This is a genomic window from Neorhizobium sp. PAMB6716 (assembly GCF_058242805.1).
In genome coordinates this window covers 2123938-2142433 of sequence record NZ_CM177835.1, presented here as the reverse complement: position 1 = coordinate 2142433, position 18496 = coordinate 2123938, and the positions used below count along the sequence as shown (strand labels likewise).

Here is an 18496-nt window from a genome sequence, read left to right as displayed (position 1 = left end):
TTTTTCCTCGTCTGCCCTTGTGTGTGATGGTGTCTACGACCAAATCTCTATGGATAACTAGGCGAAATCGCTTGGATAAAGCCGAATCGTGAATTAAACACTTCGTATATGAAGATATGGTAATGTAAGAGAGCAGCCTGCCCCTTTTTTTAAGATGGGGGCGCCTGGGGAGAGGCTGGCAGTTCAAAAACATTTTGAGAATGAATGGAGGAAACCATGTTTGACCCACGGGAAAAAATTGCCCTTTTTATTGATGGCGCCAATCTTTACGCCGCATCGCGTAGCCTTGGATTCGATATCGATTACCGCAAGTTGCTGAAGGCGTTCCAGAAGCGCGGTTATCTGCTGCGCGCCTATTATTACACGGCGCTGATCGAGGATCAGGAATATTCGTCCATAAGGCCGCTGATCGATTGGCTGGATTATAATGGCTATAAGGTCGTGACCAAGCCTGCCAAGGAATTTACCGATTCCCTGGGCCGCCGCAAGGTGAAGGGCAATATGGATATCGAGCTTGCCATCGATGCAATGGAACAGTCGGAAACTGTCGACCACCTGGTTCTGTTTTCCGGTGACGGTGATTTCACCACGCTGGTGGAAGCGCTGCAGCGCAAGGGCCGCAAGGTCTCCGTCGTCTCGACCATGGCAACCCAGCCGCCGATGATCGCCGACGACCTGCGCCGCCAGTCGGATCACTTCATCGACCTCATCTCGCTGAAGGCCGAAATCGGCCGCGATCCGTCCGAGCGCGTGCAGCGCCCGGTGGAACCGGCACCCGAGCAGGCAGAGGCCTGATCGCCGACATCGGTTGAAGGCAACGTCCAGGCGTTCATGCGCCTTTCCCGCCGGGCCGCACGCGCGGTGGGAAAGGTGTCAGCGGCGCTTGATCGGCCAGGTGTCGCGCCGGTCGAGGACTTTTGCGGCATCTCCGACGGCAATCGTTCCCGAACCCACCGGCACGGCGTTCCAGCCGAACAGCGGTCCCGGCACCCGTCGGTCCGCCGACATGCGGATGCGGCCCATGGCCGGCATCGGGCTTGCACCGTCGCGTGAGCCCGTCTGCTGGTCCTGCGTCGTCATGATGCAGCGCGCGCAGGGTTTGACGAGATAAAGCACGACGCCGCCGATCTCGATCGAGCCCCAGCCATCCTCGGCAAAGGGCTCGTCATGGTCGATCACCACATTGGCGCGAAAACGGTCCATGCCGACCGGTTCCTCGCCATGGGCTGCCATGTCGGCATTGAGCGCGGTCAGCGACCCGGTCGTCGTCACCAGAACCTGATAACCATCGCCAAAGGCGACCGGCGTGCCGGGGCCTGCCCAGTCTGCGCTTGCGGTTCGGCGCGACTGCGCGTCGAAATAGACCAGTTTGACCGGGCGGCCGAGAAAGGCCGACAGGGCGTCGTTGACCCTGGTGTCGGCCACGGCGGCACTCACCGTCTGATCCCAGATCGTCACATCCATGCGATCATCAACCGGTGGCGGCGTGACCGCGAGCGGCGGCTGGCCTTCCATCGACAGGGTCAGATGCGCGCCGGGTGTTGCCGAAATCTGCGCCAGCGCCGGCAGCTGCCGTTGCGTGATGAAACTGCCGGATGGATCGGTCACCATCCAGCGTCGGTCATGGCCAAGGCCCCAGGCATCGATCGGGCTTTCGCGGAGCGAGATGCCGCGCCCGCTCTTTAAGGGGAAGATGTTGAGGGCGGAGACGCGCATGGAAAATCCTCAGATTTCGTCGAGAAACAGATCGCGGAACTGGGCCAGCCGCTGGTGTCGTTCGCCGGCAAGGTGCCGGCCGGTCGGCGTCTGGAAACCATCGGCCAGCCGCAGCAGCTTTGTCTCGAAATGATCGAGTGAAAAGGCCTTGTCGTCCAGCGCGCGGTGCTCTCCTTTCGGGTCGGCCGGCTCGTAGAGTTTTGAGCCCATGCGGCCGGCCGTATAGAAGGTGCGGGCAATACCGATGGCACCAAGCGAATCCAGCCGGTCGGCATCCTGCAGGATTTTTGCCTCGAGCGTTTGTGGCGCATGGCCCGCCGAAAAACTGTGGGTGAGGATGGCATGTGCCACCGCCTCGATCCGCGCTGGTGGCCAGTTCAATCCAGCCAGGATGTCGCTTGCCTTTTCGCTGGCAAGCCGGGACGACTGTGCCCGCTCGGGATGGTTCTTGGCCAAGGACACGCAATCATGCAGCAGAACGGCCGCGGCAAGGATTTCGCCGTCGCCGCCCTCCTGCGCCTGGATGCGAAGGGCATTGTGGAACACGCGCACGATATGGGCGATATCGTGGGCGCCATCCTCCTCCTGCACCGCATGGTGCAGAAGCGTATCGGCCAGAGTTTCATAAGGCGCAAAACGCGCCACGATGGGGTTCACGTTTCCCTCAGGCATCAGCCGCTTTTTCCGATTCGGAGACGGTCTCTTTGCGGTTCTTCTGCGCCAGAATGCGCTGGTAGAAAAGCCCGATGCCGATCAGAACGCCGCCCAGACCAATGAAGGACAGCGCGCGTAAAATGCCTTCGAGATTGGCCATGTCGATGAGGAACACTTTCAGCACCGCCACCAGCACCAGGCCCGCCGAGACGAGCCGCAGGCTGCGCAGATCGCGCCAGGAACCGACCGCCAGAAGTCCGACGCCGATCAGCAGCCAGACCACCGAATAGGTGTAGGTCTCGCCCTCGAAAAAGCCCTTCCAGGAGGCGATGTTTTCCCCCTGCCAGAACCAGCGTACCGACAGCGTTGCCCAGGCAAAGCCGAGGATGGCGGCGGTGATTGCAAGCATGGTCACGTAGGGCGCGGGCCGTCTCTGCCGTGCATAAGCGGCAAGGCCCCCATAGGCGAGCGCCGGCAGCAGGTAACCGGGCACCAGCAGGTTGAGGAACGGCCAACTGCCGGTGTTTTCGCCGGAAAAATACGGGTTGAGCGCGCCGAGATGCAGTGACAGCACATTGAGCGTGGCAACCACCCCCGCCAGCATCGAGCCATAACGCAAGGCGCGGCTCGGGCTTTTGATGTCGAGCGTCATCAGCACGCCTGAAAGGCCGATGGTCAGCAGCGTATAGATGGATTGCTCGCCAAGCGTCGGCACCCGGTCATCCAGAACGCCACCGGAAGCCGCATGGCGCACCAGAATGGCAAGCGTCAGCAGCCCGATCAGGGCGGCAAGTCCCTGCAGCGCGTTAAGCGCCCGCCGGCCGGGCCAGTGGCGCAGGTGCCAGCAGGCAGCCACGAGAAGCAGCGCCGGCACACCGTAGCCCGGCAGCAGCGCATTAAAGACCGGCGTGGTGGAGAGATGCAGCGGGCCAACGATGGTCGGCTCATAGGCAATGCGCGCCATCACCACCAGGGTTGCTGCAACCATCACCAGCGGCAGGCCACGCCAGGGGCGCAGGCGCGTTGCAAGAACGTAGACAAAGCCCAGCATGGCAATGCCCAAGGTGGTGACAAGACCGTGGGTCAGCGTGTGCAGGCAGAGCGTGAAGGCCCCGAACGAGCCCAGAATGAGGATGTCGCGCGCAAGCACGCTGGACGAGCTTTGCGTCTGTGGTTTTTCCGTCCGCTCGACGGTCGACAGGATGGCAAGGCCGAGTGCCAGGGCAAAGCCGCCATGCAGCCAGTCGCGGCCGAGCGCCCCTTCGGTCAGAAAGGTGATGGTGGCGAGTGTTGCCGGAACGATGGCCACGATCACGGCCCAGACAACGGCCATGTCCCGGTCCTGCCGGCCGCGGCGGTGCTGGAACAGCAGGCCGCAGGCGGCAAGGATGGCGGCAAGAACAAGGCCTCCAAGCACGGTGGTGCCCGGCGAGGGGAGCCAGCTTGCGGTGCCGGTGACGATCAGCGGTTCGGACAGGCCGCCACTGAGGTTCATCAGGGCCAAGAGAGCCGTGCCCCAAACGGCAGCCAGGGCAGAAAACAATGCCGGCCAGGCGCCGGGTCTGCGGCCTGCGCCAAGGCTTGCCAGCATGCCTGTTGCCGCAACGAAGATCAGCATCGGGTCGCCGTTTGATCCGTTGCTGGTGGCAAGAAGCGTCATCACGCAAAGCAGCGTGCCAAGCGAGACCGACAGCATGATGCCACGCGGCCGGCGACCGAGCAGATGGCGGATGCGTTGCCACCTGCCGGCAGCATGGGCCGGGGCGTCGGCCATGTCGTCAAACAGGCGGCCGGGCCACAGGAAAGCTGAGCCGGCAATCATCACCAGAAGCGCGATGCCCGGCGGAAACGGATCGCGCATATCGGCATAGAGCGAGTAGGCAATCACCCAGAGCGACAGGCCGGCATTGGACAGGATCGGCAGCATGTGCCAGCGGCGCAGGCGCGCGGCCCCATTGGCGGCAAGCCAGACGATGGAGAGGAAACCGAACAATGCCATGATATCCGGCGCATCCGTCGTCACCAGCGCAGGCGTGGCAAGGGAGGCTGCAAGGCCAAGGCCGGCCAGCGCCTGTCCGTGCAGCAGCGAAAGCGCAAGCGTTGCAAGCGAGACGGTTGCCAGCAGAAAAAAGGCGGGCAGGGGGCCGATGAACGCATAGACGCCGTAGGCAACATAAATGGTTGCCAGCAGCGTCACGCTGGCGGCAGCCGTCAGTATGCCGGGGATCATCGCATTGGAGAAGGCTTCCAGGCGCTGCGGAAAGGATCTGCGCCTGAGGATCTCGCCGAAGGCCGCCAGCAGGAGCCCGAACAGGGTGGCCAGCAGCAGCCGGGTTTTCGGGCCAATCAGCCCGCTTTCGATCGAATAACGCACCAGGAAAACGCCGCCGAGCGCCAGCGCCAGCCCGCCGACCCACACCGTCCAGCGCGCCCCAAGCCGGCTTTCCAGGCTTTCGCGCGGTTTTGCAACGCCAGGTGTTGCCGGGGCTTCCTGAATGCGCTCCCCTTCATCCTCCGCGACCTCGGGCTCTTCAGGCGCTTGGGAGGTTTGCGTCTGCCCCGGAGCCGGCTCGTCCTTGTCGTTCATGATGCGCAGGGCGGGAGAGGCTGTCTCGGCAAGCGGCACAGCATCGCCGCCCATGGCCTCGCGCAGCGCCGTGACACTCTTTTCCAGCACCTGCAGTCGCTGCGCCAGCCGCCGGTGTGATACGACGAGCGCCAGCAGCAGGACGAGAAATAAAAGTTCCAGCATGAATGCTCCGCCATATGGTTTGGGTCTGCTTATATCGGTGCAGCCGCGGCAAAGGAAAGGTCGCAGTCCCGAGGTCGGACAATCGGCGCTTCGAGGTTAAATCTTCGGCAGGACTTGCCTCTATATCGACCATATGTCTTTATTTTAGTCATTAGACTTATTGTGGTCATATTCTGTGCAATTTTGACTTGCGTGCGAGGCCAAGAGTGGCTTTGATGGCGCGCATCAGCATCAGTCCAGGGGGAAACAGTTCATGATCACGCGCCGCCTCTTTACCCGGCTTCCGGCTATTGCAGCCTTTGCACTTGCCGCCGGCCTGTCCGCGCCGGCGCTTGCCGATACGGCCATCAAGTTCACGCTCGACTGGAAATTCGAAGGCCCTGCCGCCGGCTTCCTGCTGGCGCTCGACAAGGGGTATTTCAAGGCGGAAGGCCTCGATGTGACGATCGACAGCGGCAATGGCTCGGTGGAGGCCATTCCGCGCGTGGCGACCGGCGCCTATCAGATGGGCTTTGGCGATATCAACTCGTTGATCAAATTCCTCGATGAGGACCCGAGCCAGAAGATCAAGGCCGTGATGATGGTTTATGAGCGCCCGACCTTTGCGGTTGTCGGCCGCAAGTCGCTCGGCATCACCACCGATCCGAAATCGCTGGAAGGCAAGAAGCTCGGCGCACCGCCGCCGGATGGCGCCTTTGCCCAGTGGAAGGCCTTCAAGCAGGTCGCCAAGATCGATGACAGCAAGATCAAGATCGAATCGATCGGGTTTCCGGTGCGTGAGCCGATGCTCGCCAAGGGTGATGTCGATGCCGTCTTCGGTTTTGCCTTCTCGGTCATCCTCAACCTCAAGAAGCAGGGCATCAAGGACGAGGATATCGCCACCATCCTGATGGCCGAACATGGCCTCAACCTCTATGGCAACGCCGTTCTGGTGAACTCCGATTTCGCCCAGAAGAACCCCGAGGCCGTCAAGGGTTTTCTCAAGGCGCTCACCAAGGGCTTTATTGCCTCGGTCGCCAAGCCTGAAGAGGGTGTTGCCGCAGTCCTCAAGCGCAACGAAACGCTCGACAGCGCCATCGAACTGGAACGCCTCAACATGGCCAATGCCATGAACATCAAGACGCCTTATGTGGTCGCAAACGGTTTTGGCGGCATTGACCCGACCCGCCTTGCCGCCTCCATCGAGACGCTGAAAGTGTCGATGGGGCTCAAGGGCGCGGTGAAGGCCGAGCAGGTGTTTGACGCGAGCTTCCTGCCTGCAAAGGCCGAGCGCATGCTGCCTTAAGGGGCGCGCATATTGCCCTAACGGGCTGCCCCTCACCCTGGCCCTCTCCCCGCATGCGGGGAGAGGGGACCACTGCCTCTAACCCTTACCTGAACGAGGATCTGGGCGTGTCGGCATCTCCCTTCTCCCCCGCGGGGAGAAGGTGCCCGAAGGGCGGATGAGGGGGCTCCTTGCGCCAACTCTGTGCCGTGTCGCCCCCTCATCGCCTCGCATACGCTCGGCACTTCTCCCCGCTGGGAAGAAGGCAAAGTTGTCGTTCAAGGAGACTTATTTTGTCCCACCTCGTTTCCATCGATAATGTCGACATGCGCTATGGCGGTGCCGATGGCACGCTTGCCGTCTCCGGCCTCACCATGTGCGTCGACAAGCGCGAGTTTTCAGCCGTTGTCGGTCCCTCCGGCTGCGGAAAATCCACGCTGATGAAACTCGTCACCGGCCTGCATATTCCGCAGGCGGGTGTCGTGGTGGTGGCGGGTGCTCAGGTGACGAAACCGGTCTCCATCGTCGGCATGGCCTTCCAGAACCCGACCATGCTGCCGTGGCGCACGACGCTCGAAAACATTCTTCTACCGCTGGAGATCGTCGAGAGGCACCGCCATCGCCTGCGAGCGAACAAACGTGAATACGTTGAAAAGGCCGAACACCTGCTCGAAACCGTCGGCCTCAAAGGCTTTGGCCAAAAGTTTCCCTGGCAATTGTCGGGCGGAATGCAGCAGCGCGCCAATCTCTGCCGGGCGTTGATCCATGAGCCGGACCTTCTGATGCTCGACGAACCTTTTGGCGCGCTCGATGCCTTTACGCGGGAAGAACTCTGGTGTGTCATCCGCGATCTGCATGCGGCCCAGGGCGTCACCATCGTGCTGGTCACCCATGATCTGCGCGAGGCGGTGTTTCTGGCCGACAAGATTTTCGTGATGAGCGCAAGGCCCGGCCGCATTCTGAAGGAACATCATGTGCCCTTCGCCCGCCCGCGCGACCTCGACATCATGTACCACAGCGATTTCAACGATATGGTGCATGAATTACACGGTGAAATTGCCAAGGCGAGGGTTGTGGCATGACGAGCGTAACCGAAACCCCCGCCGCAACACTGCCGAAGAAGCCGCTTTCGGCGCGGATCAACTGGGTGCGCGCCGCACCCTTCCTCTATACGCTGGCGCTGTTCGTGCTCTGGGAGGGGCTGGTGCTGGCGCTCGACATGCCCCCCACCATCCTGCCGTCGCCGACGCGGGTGTTTCAGGCCATCGTGCAATACTGGTCGCCGATCTGGAAAAATTCGCTGCAGACGCTCTACACAACCACTGTTGGTTTTGCGATTGCGGTGGTGGCGGGGCTTGCGATCGGGCTCTTCATCGGCTGGTCGAAGACCATCTATGCCGGGCTTTATCCGTTGATGATCGGGTTTAATGCCATCCCCAAAGTGGCGCTGGTGCCGATCCTCGTTATCTGGTTCGGCATCGGCACGGTGCCGGCGGTGCTGACGGCCTTTTTGATTTCCTTCTTCCCGATTGTCGTCAACGTCGCGACCGGGCTTGCGACCATCGAGCCGGAGACGGAAGACGTGCTGCGCGCGCTTGGTGCCCGCAAGATGGACATCATGCTGAAGGTCGGTATTCCCCGCTCGATGCCCTACTTTTTCGGCTCGCTGAAAATTGCGATTACGCTCGCCTTCGTCGGTTCGGTCGTCTCGGAAACGGTCGCTTCCAATTACGGCCTCGGCAACATGATGAGTTCGGCCCAAAGCCAGTTCAACGTGCCCCTGGTGTTTGCCGGCCTGCTGATGCTCGCCGTCGAAGGCATCGTCATGTACGCGCTGATGGCCTGGCTGGAACGCCGCATGACCGGCTGGGCGCATCGCTCCACAATGGCGCAATAAGGAACCCGGAAAGGGCGCTCGTGACGCGGCCTTCCCGTCAGGGGGGAGCCGCCTCACACCATCGTTGGCGGCGGCGATGCGTCATCCTGTTTCGTGTCTGCGGGGTGGTAGGTCACCTGCGGGAAGGGGATGCTGATGCCGTTTGCGTCGAAGGCTTCCTTGGTCCACTTGGTCATGTCGCGGGATGTCATCCACCACACACTGCTGTTGGCCCAGTAACGCAGCGCAAGGATGACCGCGTTGTCGCCGAGATCCATGACGAAGGCGGACGGCGGCGGATCCTTCAGCACGCGTTCGTCCTTGGTGGCGAGATCGAGAAGGATGGCGAGCGCCCGGTCGATATCGTCCTCATAAGCGATGCCAACCTTGAAATCGTGCATGCGGGTGGAGAGACGGCTGTAATTGGTCACCGGCACGTTCCACAAAAGCGAGTTGGGTGCCAGCCGGTAAAGCCCGTCATAGGTTTTAAGCTCCGTGGCAAACAGGCCGATATCCTGCACGATGCCGTTTACGCTGCCGGTATCGATATATTCGCCGACGCGAAACGGCCGCAGCACCAAAAGCATGATGCCGGCCGCGATGTTCTGCAGCGTGCCCTGAAGCGCAAGGCCGATGGCGAGACCGATGGCGCCAAGGGCTGCAAGGATCGAGGCCGTCTGAACGCCGAACTGGCCAAGCACCATCACGAGAACGATAATCAGTACCGCATAACGGATGACGTTGGAGAAGAATTGCGCCAGCGTCGCATCGATGCCATGAATTCGGCCGAGCCCGCGCCGCGCCCAGCGGCTGAGCAGGCCCGATGCCACCCAGCCAAGCACCAGCAGCAAGAGCGCGCCAACGACCGAAAACGAATATTGGACAGCGAGCGCCGAAAGTTGCGCCAAAGCCGCTTGTGTGGCCACCACCAATTGCGATGCCTGATCCTCCATGGCCGAAATTACTCCTTCTTCAGCAGACGAGAGGGGGTAACTGGCGCGGCAGGGGGCGAGGTCAAGCTTTTTCCGAGGCGGGAAGGGGCTGGTCCGCGGATGCGTAAAGCGGCAGCACGAACGTGGCCCGACCATCCGTCTCTGCCCCGCGGCCGATCGATTTGATCGCGGCAATCAGGCGGCCGTTGCGCTGCAGGGCGCGGTCGCCGATCTCGATCAGCCGCGTATTGGGGGTGGCATGCGGGGCAACCTGGCGCAGGCGTGCGGCCAGCACAAATTCATCCTGATCCGGATCGACCGCGAGCACCGCAATCACGGCGGCTGCCGGTGAGCGGGAGACCCCCATCCAGCAATGGATGAGGAGCGGTGCCGCGCGGTCCCAGCCTCGCACAAAGGCAATCAACTCTTCCACATGCTGCTCGCTCGGCGCCACCAGATTGCCGGTGCCGGCAAAGGTGATGTCGTTCATCGCAAGCTTCAGGTGGCGATCCCCTGAAATGACGCCGGGACGGTGAAAATTCTGCTTCTCAGCCATCAGGCTCACCATTTCACGCGCCTTGTGGCGCACGGCAAGTTCGGCGATTTTTTCCAGCGGTCCAACAACAATGCCGGTCATGGCATCTTGCCGGTCGGGCACAGGGCATCCAGAGCATGGAAGCGCTCAAGGAACCGCGTCTGCGCTTCGGTTGCCGCCATTGGTTCGATTGCAAGCATGTCGCTTGTAATGCCGCGCGGCAGGCCGAAAAATTTCTGCGCCTCGGCTACGGAAAATCCGGCAAGCTCGGTTGCCTCGAAGAAGGCCGCCACCGTATCGGCCCTCTTAATGCGGACCTTCAGGTCGCGGCTCGGGTGGGCGGGCAGCCCGAAGCGCAGGTGGATGGCTGCTTCCAGGCGCTTTTCCACCCCCTTGTAGCCGCCGCCGACGACAGCCTTGAAGGGCGAGATCATGTCGCCGATGACATATTCCGGCGCGTCATGCAGCAGCGCCATCATCAGGTCCACAGGCGAAGCGGCCGGGTTCGTCCGGCAAAAGATCTCTTCCACCATCAGGCTGTGCTGGGCGACCGAAAAGGCGTGGTCGCCGTGCGTCTGGCCGTTCCAGCGGGCCACGCGCGCAAGGCCGTGGGCGATATCGGCAATTTCCACATCGAGCGGCGAGGGGTCGAGAAGATCGAGACGGCGACCGGACAACATGCGCTGCCAGGCGCGCGCGGAAGAAAGGCTGGTCACGCGTCTGCCTCGGCGGCGTCGGACGGGAAGGAAAGTCCGGTCCAGGCCGGCAGTGTGAGCCTGACAGGCTGGTCGCCGGCAAGGATCGGCAGATCGCGCGACAGCGCATCGCCCACCCGGTCTGTACGCACAATGGCGAGCGCCTTGCCTTCTACCACGGTGCCGAGCGTTCCAAGCGGCTTGCCGCCGGCCGTCAGTTCCGTGCCTGATAAGGGCAGGGCCGTCTCAGATGAAACCTGTACCAGACGCCGGCGCGCGGTACCGCGATGCTGCATGCGCGACACCACTTCCTGGCCGACATAACATCCCTTGCGGAAGGAGAGGCCGCCATCGAGATCAAGCAGGATATCATGCGGGAAAGCGTCCTGCAGCGCGTAATCCTTGCCCGACTTGGCAAGGCCCGCCTCGATGCGCAAGGCATCATAAGCGGCCTCGCCGGGCGCATCGGCTGCCGCGTCCGGGCCTGCAGGCGCGCGCCTCAAGAGAATGCCGGCCTTGGCAAACGCCATGTCGGTCATGCCTGCCGCAGAGTCTGCCGCGTCTCCCCAGGTGACGCTGACGCCTGCCTGCCCTTGCGTGAGGGTCACGGCGGCGCGCAGCTTGTACATGGAAAGCCGGCGCGAAAAGGCCTCGCAGAGCGACGAGTCGCATTCCAGCAGAAATCCGCCGTCCGTGCGCCAGATGATGAAATCAAAGAGAATCTTGCCCTGCGGTGTCAGCAGCGCGCCGGGGCGGGCCTCATCTGCGGCAAGGCCGTCAATATCCGTGGTGACGATGCCCTGCAGGAAAGACTGCGCGTCAGCGCCTTCGATGCGGATCAGGCTGCGGGTCAGGAGAGTGGCAGTGGTCATAGCAATCCTGTCTGGTTCTCAATGCCAGACATATAGTGCTGCTCGCATTTTTCAAAATGCAACGGCAAGGTGGAGAGGGCAATTTGGCATCAGGAGAGGTTTGACAGGAAGGGCCGGCAACGCGGTTCAATCGCCGCCGGTAAACATCTTCCACTGGCCATCGGGTGCGATGCCGAGGCGATAGAAATTGTAATTGTTGGTCTCTTCCATCGCCGCAAGGTCGCCGGCCGTGATGATGCGCAGCAGTTCAACGCGCTCGGGTGCTGACAGCGTATCCAGCGGCTTGCCGACGAAATAGGGCCAGACATACATCTCGTCCGGCGTGCCGGCATTGATGCGGGCCGCACCGGTCTGCAGAAGATCCAGCATGATGGCGAGGATTTCCAGCCCTTCCGGATCGCCGGACAGGCTTTTCAGCGCGTCCAGCGCGTCACTACCATCCGCGCCAAGCTGGCGCATCTGGTCTGCGTCGAAATGCACCAGCGGCCGCAGGCGCTCGAACTCGCCGGAAGCGGCGGCTTCGACAAGCGCAGACCGGGCGGCCTTCACCGGTTCTGGAAGGCGTTCCAGATCGCGGATGATCTCGGCTGGCGCCGGGGCTGCGGCTTGCGCATCCGGGGAATCGACGGCCGGTGGGGCAGCCGTGCCATTGGCGGGAGGGCTGAACAGCGGGCCGGGCGCCTGCATTGGTGCCGTATCGGACTTTGTGGCATCCGGCGGATCGCCCGCCTGGCTGACTGTCGTGTCAGAAAGGGCATAAGCCCCTTGAGGGCCAGTTGTCACGGCAAGCACAAGACCTGCCGCAGCCAGCAGTATCTGCAGAGAGGAGGGGCGAGCAATTGTCGCCGCTTGGGTCTTCATGAAAAAGCCTCGGTTTCTTCAGGCTTGGAGCGTCAGGGCCGTTTAATCCGCCAGACTTTTGGATCCGGCAGGTGATTTTATTCAGCCCTTGGAGTTAAAGCCATTGGATGTGCAAGCCCGTGACGTTTACTGAACGGTCCGCTCGGGTGAAAATTCACCGGCAAGCATGCGGGCCCGCAGCGATTCCAGCATGGCTTCCGCGCCGTCTTCGCCATGCATGCGGATCGTTTCCCGCATGGCAAGCGCGATGGCCGCGTCGGCAATGATTTCCGGCTCGATGCCGTCTGCACGGCCGTCGGCCCAGGCTTCATTCTGGTATTCGAGCGCCGCCTGCATCTTCTCGTGCACAATCATGTCGTCGATGTCGTTGCGCGCTGTCTGCATTTTTATTCCTCTTGCAAGGGGTGTCCGTTGTTACCGGCACGTTAACAACACTAGCAGTCTTTTATCGAAACCACACGCCCCCAGCGCGAAAGAGGTAAATAAAAGCCTAATTTCCGTAGCGTGCCGCGATTTCGCCCGACAGTGTTGCACCTTCGTTACGGTAGCGTTCTTCCGCAACCCGGGCCGCCGGCGTGCAGGTGGTGTGCACCGCAGCAAAAGCCCTGTAACCCCGGTTGAACGAGGCCGTCAGTTTTTCCCGTCGCTTCGGCTCATTGGCGGTTTCAGCATCCAGCAGAGACTGCATGGAAGCCCGCCATTCATCCGAATCAGTCCCGCAGAGCGTGCGCAGGTATTGGACGGAGCCAAGGATTTCTGCAAGCCGCAACAGTTGCGCGTCATAGGGGGCTGGCTTTTCCGTCGGCTGTTCGGCAGCCTGCGGTGCGGCCGGCGGTTCAGCTGCCTTTTTTTGCGCAAACGCTACGGAAGAAAAGCCCGGCAGATCCGGAAATGGCGCCATGGGCAAAAGGCCAAGGCCCAAGGCCAGAACACGCAGGATCGGGAGGGGGAGGAAAGGCTTCACGGTCATCATGTGCTCTATGGAGGCGCCAGACGCGCCTTTTCAAAGGGCGGAGCGGGATTGGGATTGGGATTGGGCTGCCAGCCGTTCGACGCAGTCCAGAACGCTCTCTGGAACGGCAAGCGCGCGGATGTCTTCCAGCGTGAACCAGCCGGCATCGGCTGCATCATCGGCGGCGATGGCCTCGCGATCGGCATCGGCCTTCACCAGAAACACCGACAGGAAGAAGTGGCTCTCCAGATGGCCGGCCGCATCGTGGGTCTGAAGGTCATAGGTGGCAAAGAGTTGAGCGTCGCGTGCGACAATGCCGGTTTCCTCAAAAAACTCCCTCAGCGCCGTTTCCTGCGGTGTTTCGCCCGGTTCGGCGCGCCCGCCGGGAAAGGCAAAAAGATCCAGCGAGGGGGGATTGCGGCGTCGGATCAGCAGGTAACGCCCTTCGCGTTCCAGGATGGCGGAGGAGGCGGCGCGTGGGCCGTCTGCGGTCTTGTCGGTCATCGTCATCGGGCCACCTTAGCGGGCCTTGCGTCTTGCGCAAGCATGCGGGCTCTGCAACAGATGAGACATGAAGAGCACTTTCCTGTTTGGCCTGGCGGCACTTGCCGAAATTTCCGGCTGTTTTGCCTTTTATGCCTGGTGGCGGCTGGAAAAATCGGCGTGGTGGCTGGCGCCCGGCCTATTGTTGCTGGTGCTGTTTGCCTGGTTGCTGTCCCTGGTCGAAAGCGATGGGGCCGGGCGCACGTTTGCCGCCTATGGGGGGCTCTATGTGGCGGCCTCCCTGTGCTGGCTTTATCTGGTGGAAGGCAAGGCGCCGGACCGCTTCGATCTGTCGGGCGGCGCACTCTGCCTGCTCGGCTGCGCGGTTATCCTGCTGGCGCCGCGCAGCACCTGATCCGCTCCACCCGGGGGGGCGCTTGACGGGCTTGCGCCTGGGTGCGATCAAAAGGTCATGTGTGGACGTTACGCCCTGACCGCGACGCCGGAAGACATTCTGGAATTTTTGAGCGTCATCGAGATCGACGATTTTCCCCGGCGCTACAATATTGCGCCGACGCAGCCGATCCTGCTGGTGACCGCCAGCGACAGGCAGGCGCCCGGCAGCAACCTGCCGGAGCGGCAGGCGGTTCTGGCCCGCTGGGGTTTTCTGCCCGGCTGGGTCAAGGATCCGAAGGAGTTTCCGCTGCTCAACAATGCGCGTGCCGAAACCGCCATCGGCAAGGCCTCGTTTCGCGCCGCCATGCGCCACCGCCGCGTGCTCATTCCAGCCACCGGCTTTTACGAATGGCATCGGCCTGCCAAGGGCGAAGACGGCAAGGCGCAGGCCTATTTCATCCGCCCGAAATCGGGCGGCATCATCGCCTTTGCCGGCCTTATGGAGACGTGGTCGTCCTCCGATGGTTCCGAGGTGGATACGGTGGCCATCCTCACCACACGCGCAAACGCGCTGATCGGATCCATCCACGAGCGTATGCCCGTGGTCATCGATCCCCAGGATTTCACCCGCTGGCTTGATTGCAAGACGCAGGAGCCAAGGGAGATCGCCGACCTGATGAAGCCGGCGCAGGAGGATCTCTTCGAGATGATCCCGGTGTCTGACCGCGTCAACAAGGTCTCCAACATGGGGCCGGACGTGCAGACGCCGGTCGAACCGGTTTTCGCGCCGAAAGCTGTCGCGCCGAAAAAGAGTTCCGGTCAACTCTCGCTGTTCTGACGTGAGGGCGGCTGTCTGGCCGATCAGGCCGGCTTCAGCGTCTTGCGCTTCAGCATCAGCGCTGCTGCGACAACGGCCTTGATGCCGAGCGGGCGCAGCGGTGCGTGCAAATCCTGCTTTGCAGTTTCGACGGTGGTGATGGTCTTCTGTTCGCTCATGACGTTCCCCTGAACTTGCGCGATTCTCTTTGCTAACAATGTCTGGCCGCGCATCTCCGCAGAAATCAGGGCGGAAATTTGGCGCGCGGCACAAGAAGCGGTCAGCATGAAATCTAGAGACGCAGACTTGCGGGAAACTGTTGTTGAAAAAGCGCATTTGCGCCGCACCGCAACCTAATATTGCAATGCAGCAACGGCTTGGATCAGACGTTGGCGTGATCGTCTTCGATGGTCAACGTACCGTAACGACGCTTCCAGGCCCGGGCACTGAACGGTAGCACCAGCAGGTAAGCAACGGTGGTGACAGCCAGAACCTCCCATGTGTAGCTCATCAGCAGGGCGACATAGATCACCACACACAGAATGACCGGCAGCATCAGGTCCCGTCGCACGCGGGTTTCTGATTTGCCCGACCAGACGGGAAGGCGTGAGACCAGAAGGTAACCGATCAGAACGGTATAGGCCGTGGCACACCAGGCGATGCCACGATTGCTCTCAAGCCCCAGAAAACCGAGATAGACCGGCAGCAGAACCAGAAGTGCACCCATCGGCGCGGGCACGCCGACAAAAAATTCCGACTGCCATTTGGCCTTGTATTCACGGTCCGCCATCACATTGAAGCGGGCAAGCCGCAGGCCGGCGGCAATTGCATAGATCAGCGCCGCGATCCAGCCGATGGAGCCGACCTGATCGAGCACGAAGACATAAAGTACAAGGGCCGGGGCAACGCCGAAATTGATGATGTCGGCGAGCGAATCCATCTGCACGCCGAATTTCGACGTGGCCTTCAACGCGCGCGCCACGCGTCCGTCGATCCCGTCGAGGAAGGCTGCGAGCAGAACCATGGCGACGGCCAGCTCGAAGCGGTTTTCGAAGGCCAGCCGGATGCCGGTGAGCCCGGCGCAGATGGCCAGAACCGTGATGAGGTTGGGCACCATCAGCCGCAGGGGGATTTCCCGCAGGCGAGGTCCGCGTGCCGCATCGTCATCCGTGCGGTGTTCGGCACTCGTCTGGTGCGCATCGTGGGTTGCGTCGCGGTGATCGTCCAGCGGCTGCATGGCATTCTCCAGTTTATGTCAGCTGCGACGGCTGACGGTCGGGCCCTTGAAGGAGCCGAATTCGGCGATGACGGTTTCGCCGCCGACCGTGCGCTGACCGAGCGAAACGCGCGGCTGGCCGCCTTCCGGAACGTAGACGTCAAGACGCGAACCGAATCGGATGAGGCCAAAACGTTCGCCGGCATCAAGCGGCTCGTTGGCATGCACAAAGCAGAGGATACGGCGAGCAACCAGACCTGCAATCTGGACGACGCCGAGCTTGCCATGCTTGGTCTCGATCACCATGCCGTTGCGCTCGTTATCGACGCTTGCTTTGTCCAGTTCGGCGTTGACGAACTGGCCCGGGCGGTAGACGATCTGCGACACGCGACCGCGGGCAGGGGCCCGGTTTACGTGGCAATCGAACACGTTCATGAACACGGAAATGCGCAGCATCGGCTCGCTTCCGAGATCAAGCTCCACCGGTGGAACCACCATCTGCACGGAAGAGACCCGGCCATCAGCCGGGCTGATGATCACATCGTCATCCTGCGGGACAACGCGCTCGGGATCGCGGAAGAAATAAGCGCACCACAGCGTCAGCACGAGGCCGATCCAGAACAGCGGTGCTGCAATCAGGCCCGCGACCAGAGATACGACGAAAAAGGCGATAACAAAGATATAGCCTTCCTTGTGGATCGGCACGAGCGTGTTGCGGATGGTGTCGAACAGATTGATCAACGGTCTCTCCAGATTGTCCAGCTTTTATCATAGCTGACTACAGGCAAACCGTTTTGGGAGCAATGTGGTTCCGATGGCAGCTGTTTTAGCCGATCCCTAGAAATACCGCCAGCGAGCGTGTGACGGAGAGCATTGTTTCATCGTCCAGTCGTCCGAAAACCGGGCCGATCCTGTCGCGCTTTACGGACATGGCCTTGTCGATCATCACCTGAGAAGCTTTGCGAAGGCCATTGACAGGGGCGGGATGGACCGTGGGGCGCAGCAATGGTGCATCCACCAGTGTTCCGGACAGGAGCAAGATTGTCACCGTATCGGTGTCTTCAAATGAATCTGCCTGGATGATCATCGCAGGACGTGGCTTTCCGAAATCCCCAGAAACCGCAACGGTTACCAGATCGCCGCGCTTCACGCGCCGTCCTCGTCCTCGATATCGGCCAGAGCTTGGTCGATCAGAACGTCCAGGTCTTGATCTGCGCGATCCGCTGCCGCAACGATCCGGGCTTGTCGGCGACACTCGTCGGCAAAGCCGGGACGGCGCGTATCCGGCACCCATATCTGCACGGGACGCAGCCCTGCTGCGCGCAAGGCATCGCGTCGCTTTTGAACCCTTTGACCGAGAGGTATTGGCATGTCTGCCTCCGTCGAACTGTTACATGTAACGTAAACGGGGATAGGAGGTTGGTCAATGTCGCCGCGTGCTGAAAACAAATTTGACGCAAGAACTGGCTCAATTGATCAAGATACGGAAATCCCGTATAGTGTTTTGCATGACGCACAACAGGTTCGATCCTGACAAGGATGCAGCCAACTGGCGCAAGCACAAGCTTCCGCTGGGGTTTGGTGATCGGATCTTAGATGACGAGAACCATCTGATCATTCCATCCATGCGGGAGATCGATGGCGAGGATCGGTTCAAGGTGGTCGGTCTCGTCGGGGAGAAGCTGTTCACCGGTGCGTTTGTCTGGCGTGGGCATCTACCACGGTTTATCTCGGTCAGAAGGCGTAACAAGGGTGAAGAACGAGCGTATCACAGTACCGGCTGACCCCGCCGATGCCGAGGATTTCGAAGTGACCTTCGAAGCCCTTGATCGCGGCCAGCGAGCGCGCCTGATCCGCAGGACGAGGACAGGGCTCGGCCTGTCACAGGCCGAGTTTGCCAGCCGGTTTCGTGTGCCTGTCGGGACGCTGCGCGATTGGGAGCAGGCACGGGCAACAGCGCCGGATTTCGCCATCGCCTATGTGCGGGTGATTGCGCAGCATCCGGATATGGTCGCCGCAGCGGTCGCATAGGCAGAACACGCCGTTTTGCGCGAACGGTTCCGGTCTGAATTTCAAAGGTCGAGTGCGGTCTTGCCCAGAATGATCACGGCGCCGGCCAGAGCTGCGAGTGCCCAGTATTTCATGGGAATGAAGAAAAACCTGTGGTTTGACCGGTTGATAGTCAGTTCCTGGCCGGTCTGCTTGTCGATGACGACTTGGTCGGTGTTCTTCTGGAGGGCGGTGCCGAGGCCCCAGATGCAGGGGCTGGAAATCAGCAGCGTGACGGCGAACCACAACGGCTGCGCGCCATAGGTTCCGGCTCCATAGATCCCGTCAACGATCATGTTCATCGCCAGAGATATAGCGAACACGATGACTGCTACCAGAAATCCAAGACCGCTCCAGATGATCATGAGGTATCCCTTCCCATTCGATGCTTGAGCGACGGCCAGACCGGGTTACGGGCCGAGATCG

Annotated in this window: 25 protein-coding genes; 8 read left to right on the top strand and 17 right to left on the bottom strand. The window is 61.4% G+C overall.

Annotation, left to right across the window (positions count from 1 at the left end; translation table 11 throughout):
* Positions 1–216: 216 nt before the first annotated feature.
* A complete protein-coding gene (locus tag AC4CWH_RS10520) occupies positions 217–795 on the top strand; it encodes a LabA-like NYN domain-containing protein (RefSeq protein WP_491281977.1) in 579 nt (192 codons plus the stop codon).
* Positions 796–873: 78 nt separating this feature from the next.
* Here AC4CWH_RS10520 and AC4CWH_RS10515 read toward each other — a convergent pair whose 3' ends face one another.
* From AC4CWH_RS10515 to AC4CWH_RS10505, 3 genes are read right to left on the bottom strand one after another with little or no spacing between them, the layout of a single operon-like run.
* Positions 874–1716 carry an MOSC domain-containing protein gene (locus AC4CWH_RS10515; protein WP_491318698.1) on the bottom strand — a complete coding sequence of 281 codons (843 nt, stop codon included), beginning with the start codon at positions 1714–1716 and terminating at the stop codon, positions 874–876.
* A 9-nt stretch (positions 1717–1725) separates the two neighbouring features.
* Complete coding sequence (locus AC4CWH_RS10510; RefSeq protein ID WP_491318697.1) at positions 1726–2388, bottom strand: HD domain-containing protein; 663 nt, start codon at positions 2386–2388, stop codon at positions 1726–1728.
* Complete coding sequence (locus AC4CWH_RS10505; RefSeq protein ID WP_491318696.1) at positions 2381–5122, bottom strand: DUF2339 domain-containing protein; 2742 nt, start codon at positions 5120–5122, stop codon at positions 2381–2383. Before AC4CWH_RS10505 ends, AC4CWH_RS10510 begins: the two co-directional genes overlap by 8 nt.
* A gap of 253 nt (positions 5123–5375) precedes the next feature.
* Here AC4CWH_RS10505 and AC4CWH_RS10500 point away from each other — a divergent pair, with 253 nt between their 5' ends.
* The 3 genes from AC4CWH_RS10500 (at position 5376) to AC4CWH_RS10490 (ending at position 8283) form a co-directional block, all read left to right on the top strand.
* Entirely contained in the window at positions 5376–6407 is a 1032-nt protein-coding gene (locus tag AC4CWH_RS10500) for an ABC transporter substrate-binding protein (protein WP_491318695.1), read from the top strand.
* A gap of 272 nt (positions 6408–6679) precedes the next feature.
* Entirely contained in the window at positions 6680–7468 is a 789-nt protein-coding gene (locus AC4CWH_RS10495; RefSeq protein ID WP_491318694.1) for an ABC transporter ATP-binding protein, read from the top strand.
* The gene (locus AC4CWH_RS10490) at positions 7465–8283 is read left to right on the top strand and encodes an ABC transporter permease (protein ID WP_491318693.1); all 819 of its coding nucleotides are present in this window, start codon (positions 7465–7467) and stop codon (positions 8281–8283) included. The genes AC4CWH_RS10495 and AC4CWH_RS10490 overlap by 4 nt, the downstream gene beginning before the upstream one ends.
* A 53-nt stretch (positions 8284–8336) precedes the next feature.
* Here AC4CWH_RS10490 and AC4CWH_RS10485 read toward each other — a convergent pair whose 3' ends face one another.
* The 8 genes from AC4CWH_RS10485 to AC4CWH_RS10450 form a co-directional block, all read right to left on the bottom strand.
* The gene (locus tag AC4CWH_RS10485; RefSeq protein ID WP_491318692.1) at positions 8337–9215 is read right to left on the bottom strand and encodes a mechanosensitive ion channel family protein; all 879 of its coding nucleotides are present in this window, start codon (positions 9213–9215) and stop codon (positions 8337–8339) included.
* 61 nt (positions 9216–9276) lie between these two features.
* Positions 9277–9831 (bottom strand): tyrosine phosphatase family protein, encoded by a 555-nt coding sequence (locus AC4CWH_RS10480; protein ID WP_491318691.1) that lies wholly within the window; start codon positions 9829–9831, stop codon positions 9277–9279.
* Positions 9828–10409, bottom strand: coding sequence for an HD domain-containing protein (locus AC4CWH_RS10475; protein ID WP_491321405.1), 582 nt, complete (start codon positions 10407–10409; stop codon positions 9828–9830). The genes AC4CWH_RS10480 and AC4CWH_RS10475 overlap by 4 nt, the downstream gene beginning before the upstream one ends.
* 32 nt (positions 10410–10441) lie before the next feature.
* A complete protein-coding gene (ygfZ, locus tag AC4CWH_RS10470) occupies positions 10442–11296 on the bottom strand; it encodes a CAF17-like 4Fe-4S cluster assembly/insertion protein YgfZ (RefSeq protein WP_491318690.1) in 855 nt (284 codons plus the stop codon).
* A gap of 126 nt (positions 11297–11422) precedes the next feature.
* A complete protein-coding gene (locus AC4CWH_RS10465) occupies positions 11423–12157 on the bottom strand; it encodes a hypothetical protein (protein WP_491318689.1) in 735 nt (244 codons plus the stop codon).
* Between the two features lie 126 nt (positions 12158–12283).
* The gene (locus tag AC4CWH_RS10460; RefSeq protein ID WP_491281966.1) at positions 12284–12541 is read right to left on the bottom strand and encodes a hypothetical protein; all 258 of its coding nucleotides are present in this window, start codon (positions 12539–12541) and stop codon (positions 12284–12286) included.
* Positions 12542–12647: 106 nt separating this feature from the next.
* Positions 12648–13130 (bottom strand): TIGR02301 family protein, encoded by a 483-nt coding sequence (locus tag AC4CWH_RS10455; protein WP_491318688.1) that lies wholly within the window; start codon positions 13128–13130, stop codon positions 12648–12650.
* Positions 13131–13160: 30 nt separating this feature from the next.
* Positions 13161–13619, bottom strand: coding sequence for an NUDIX hydrolase (locus AC4CWH_RS10450; RefSeq protein ID WP_491318687.1), 459 nt, complete (start codon positions 13617–13619; stop codon positions 13161–13163).
* Positions 13620–13680: 61 nt separating this feature from the next.
* Between AC4CWH_RS10450 and AC4CWH_RS10445 the strand changes: the two genes are divergently transcribed.
* A complete protein-coding gene (locus AC4CWH_RS10445; RefSeq protein ID WP_491318686.1) occupies positions 13681–14007 on the top strand; it encodes a YnfA family protein in 327 nt (108 codons plus the stop codon).
* A 57-nt stretch (positions 14008–14064) separates the two neighbouring features.
* The gene (locus AC4CWH_RS10440; protein ID WP_491318685.1) at positions 14065–14826 is read left to right on the top strand and encodes an SOS response-associated peptidase; all 762 of its coding nucleotides are present in this window, start codon (positions 14065–14067) and stop codon (positions 14824–14826) included.
* A 23-nt stretch (positions 14827–14849) separates the two neighbouring features.
* Here AC4CWH_RS10440 and AC4CWH_RS10435 read toward each other — a convergent pair whose 3' ends face one another.
* The 5 genes from AC4CWH_RS10435 to AC4CWH_RS10415 form a co-directional block, all read right to left on the bottom strand.
* Positions 14850–14984, bottom strand: a complete 135-nt coding sequence (locus tag AC4CWH_RS10435) for a hypothetical protein (protein ID WP_491281961.1) — start codon at positions 14982–14984, stop codon at positions 14850–14852.
* A 203-nt stretch (positions 14985–15187) separates the two neighbouring features.
* Positions 15188–16042 (bottom strand): CDP-diacylglycerol--serine O-phosphatidyltransferase, encoded by an 855-nt coding sequence (gene pssA / locus AC4CWH_RS10430; RefSeq protein WP_491281960.1) that lies wholly within the window; start codon positions 16040–16042, stop codon positions 15188–15190.
* A gap of 18 nt (positions 16043–16060) precedes the next feature.
* Positions 16061–16759: a phosphatidylserine decarboxylase gene (locus AC4CWH_RS10425; protein ID WP_491321404.1), complete on the bottom strand. Its 699-nt coding sequence runs from the start codon at positions 16757–16759 to the stop codon at positions 16061–16063.
* Positions 16760–16847: 88 nt separating this feature from the next.
* Positions 16848–17171 (bottom strand): type II toxin-antitoxin system PemK/MazF family toxin, encoded by a 324-nt coding sequence (locus AC4CWH_RS10420; RefSeq protein ID WP_491318684.1) that lies wholly within the window; start codon positions 17169–17171, stop codon positions 16848–16850.
* Positions 17168–17392 (bottom strand): antitoxin MazE family protein, encoded by a 225-nt coding sequence (locus AC4CWH_RS10415; protein WP_491318683.1) that lies wholly within the window; start codon positions 17390–17392, stop codon positions 17168–17170. The genes AC4CWH_RS10420 and AC4CWH_RS10415 overlap by 4 nt, the downstream gene beginning before the upstream one ends.
* 137 nt (positions 17393–17529) lie before the next feature.
* Here AC4CWH_RS10415 and AC4CWH_RS10410 point away from each other — a divergent pair, with 137 nt between their 5' ends.
* Positions 17530–17805, top strand: a complete 276-nt coding sequence (locus tag AC4CWH_RS10410) for a BrnT family toxin (RefSeq protein ID WP_491318682.1) — start codon at positions 17530–17532, stop codon at positions 17803–17805.
* Entirely contained in the window at positions 17774–18052 is a 279-nt protein-coding gene (locus tag AC4CWH_RS10405; protein ID WP_491318681.1) for a helix-turn-helix domain-containing protein, read from the top strand. Before AC4CWH_RS10410 ends, AC4CWH_RS10405 begins: the two co-directional genes overlap by 32 nt.
* Before the next feature lie 41 nt (positions 18053–18093).
* Here AC4CWH_RS10405 and AC4CWH_RS10400 read toward each other — a convergent pair whose 3' ends face one another.
* Entirely contained in the window at positions 18094–18435 is a 342-nt protein-coding gene (locus AC4CWH_RS10400; RefSeq protein ID WP_491318680.1) for a hypothetical protein, read from the bottom strand.
* Positions 18436–18496 lie beyond the last annotated feature (61 nt).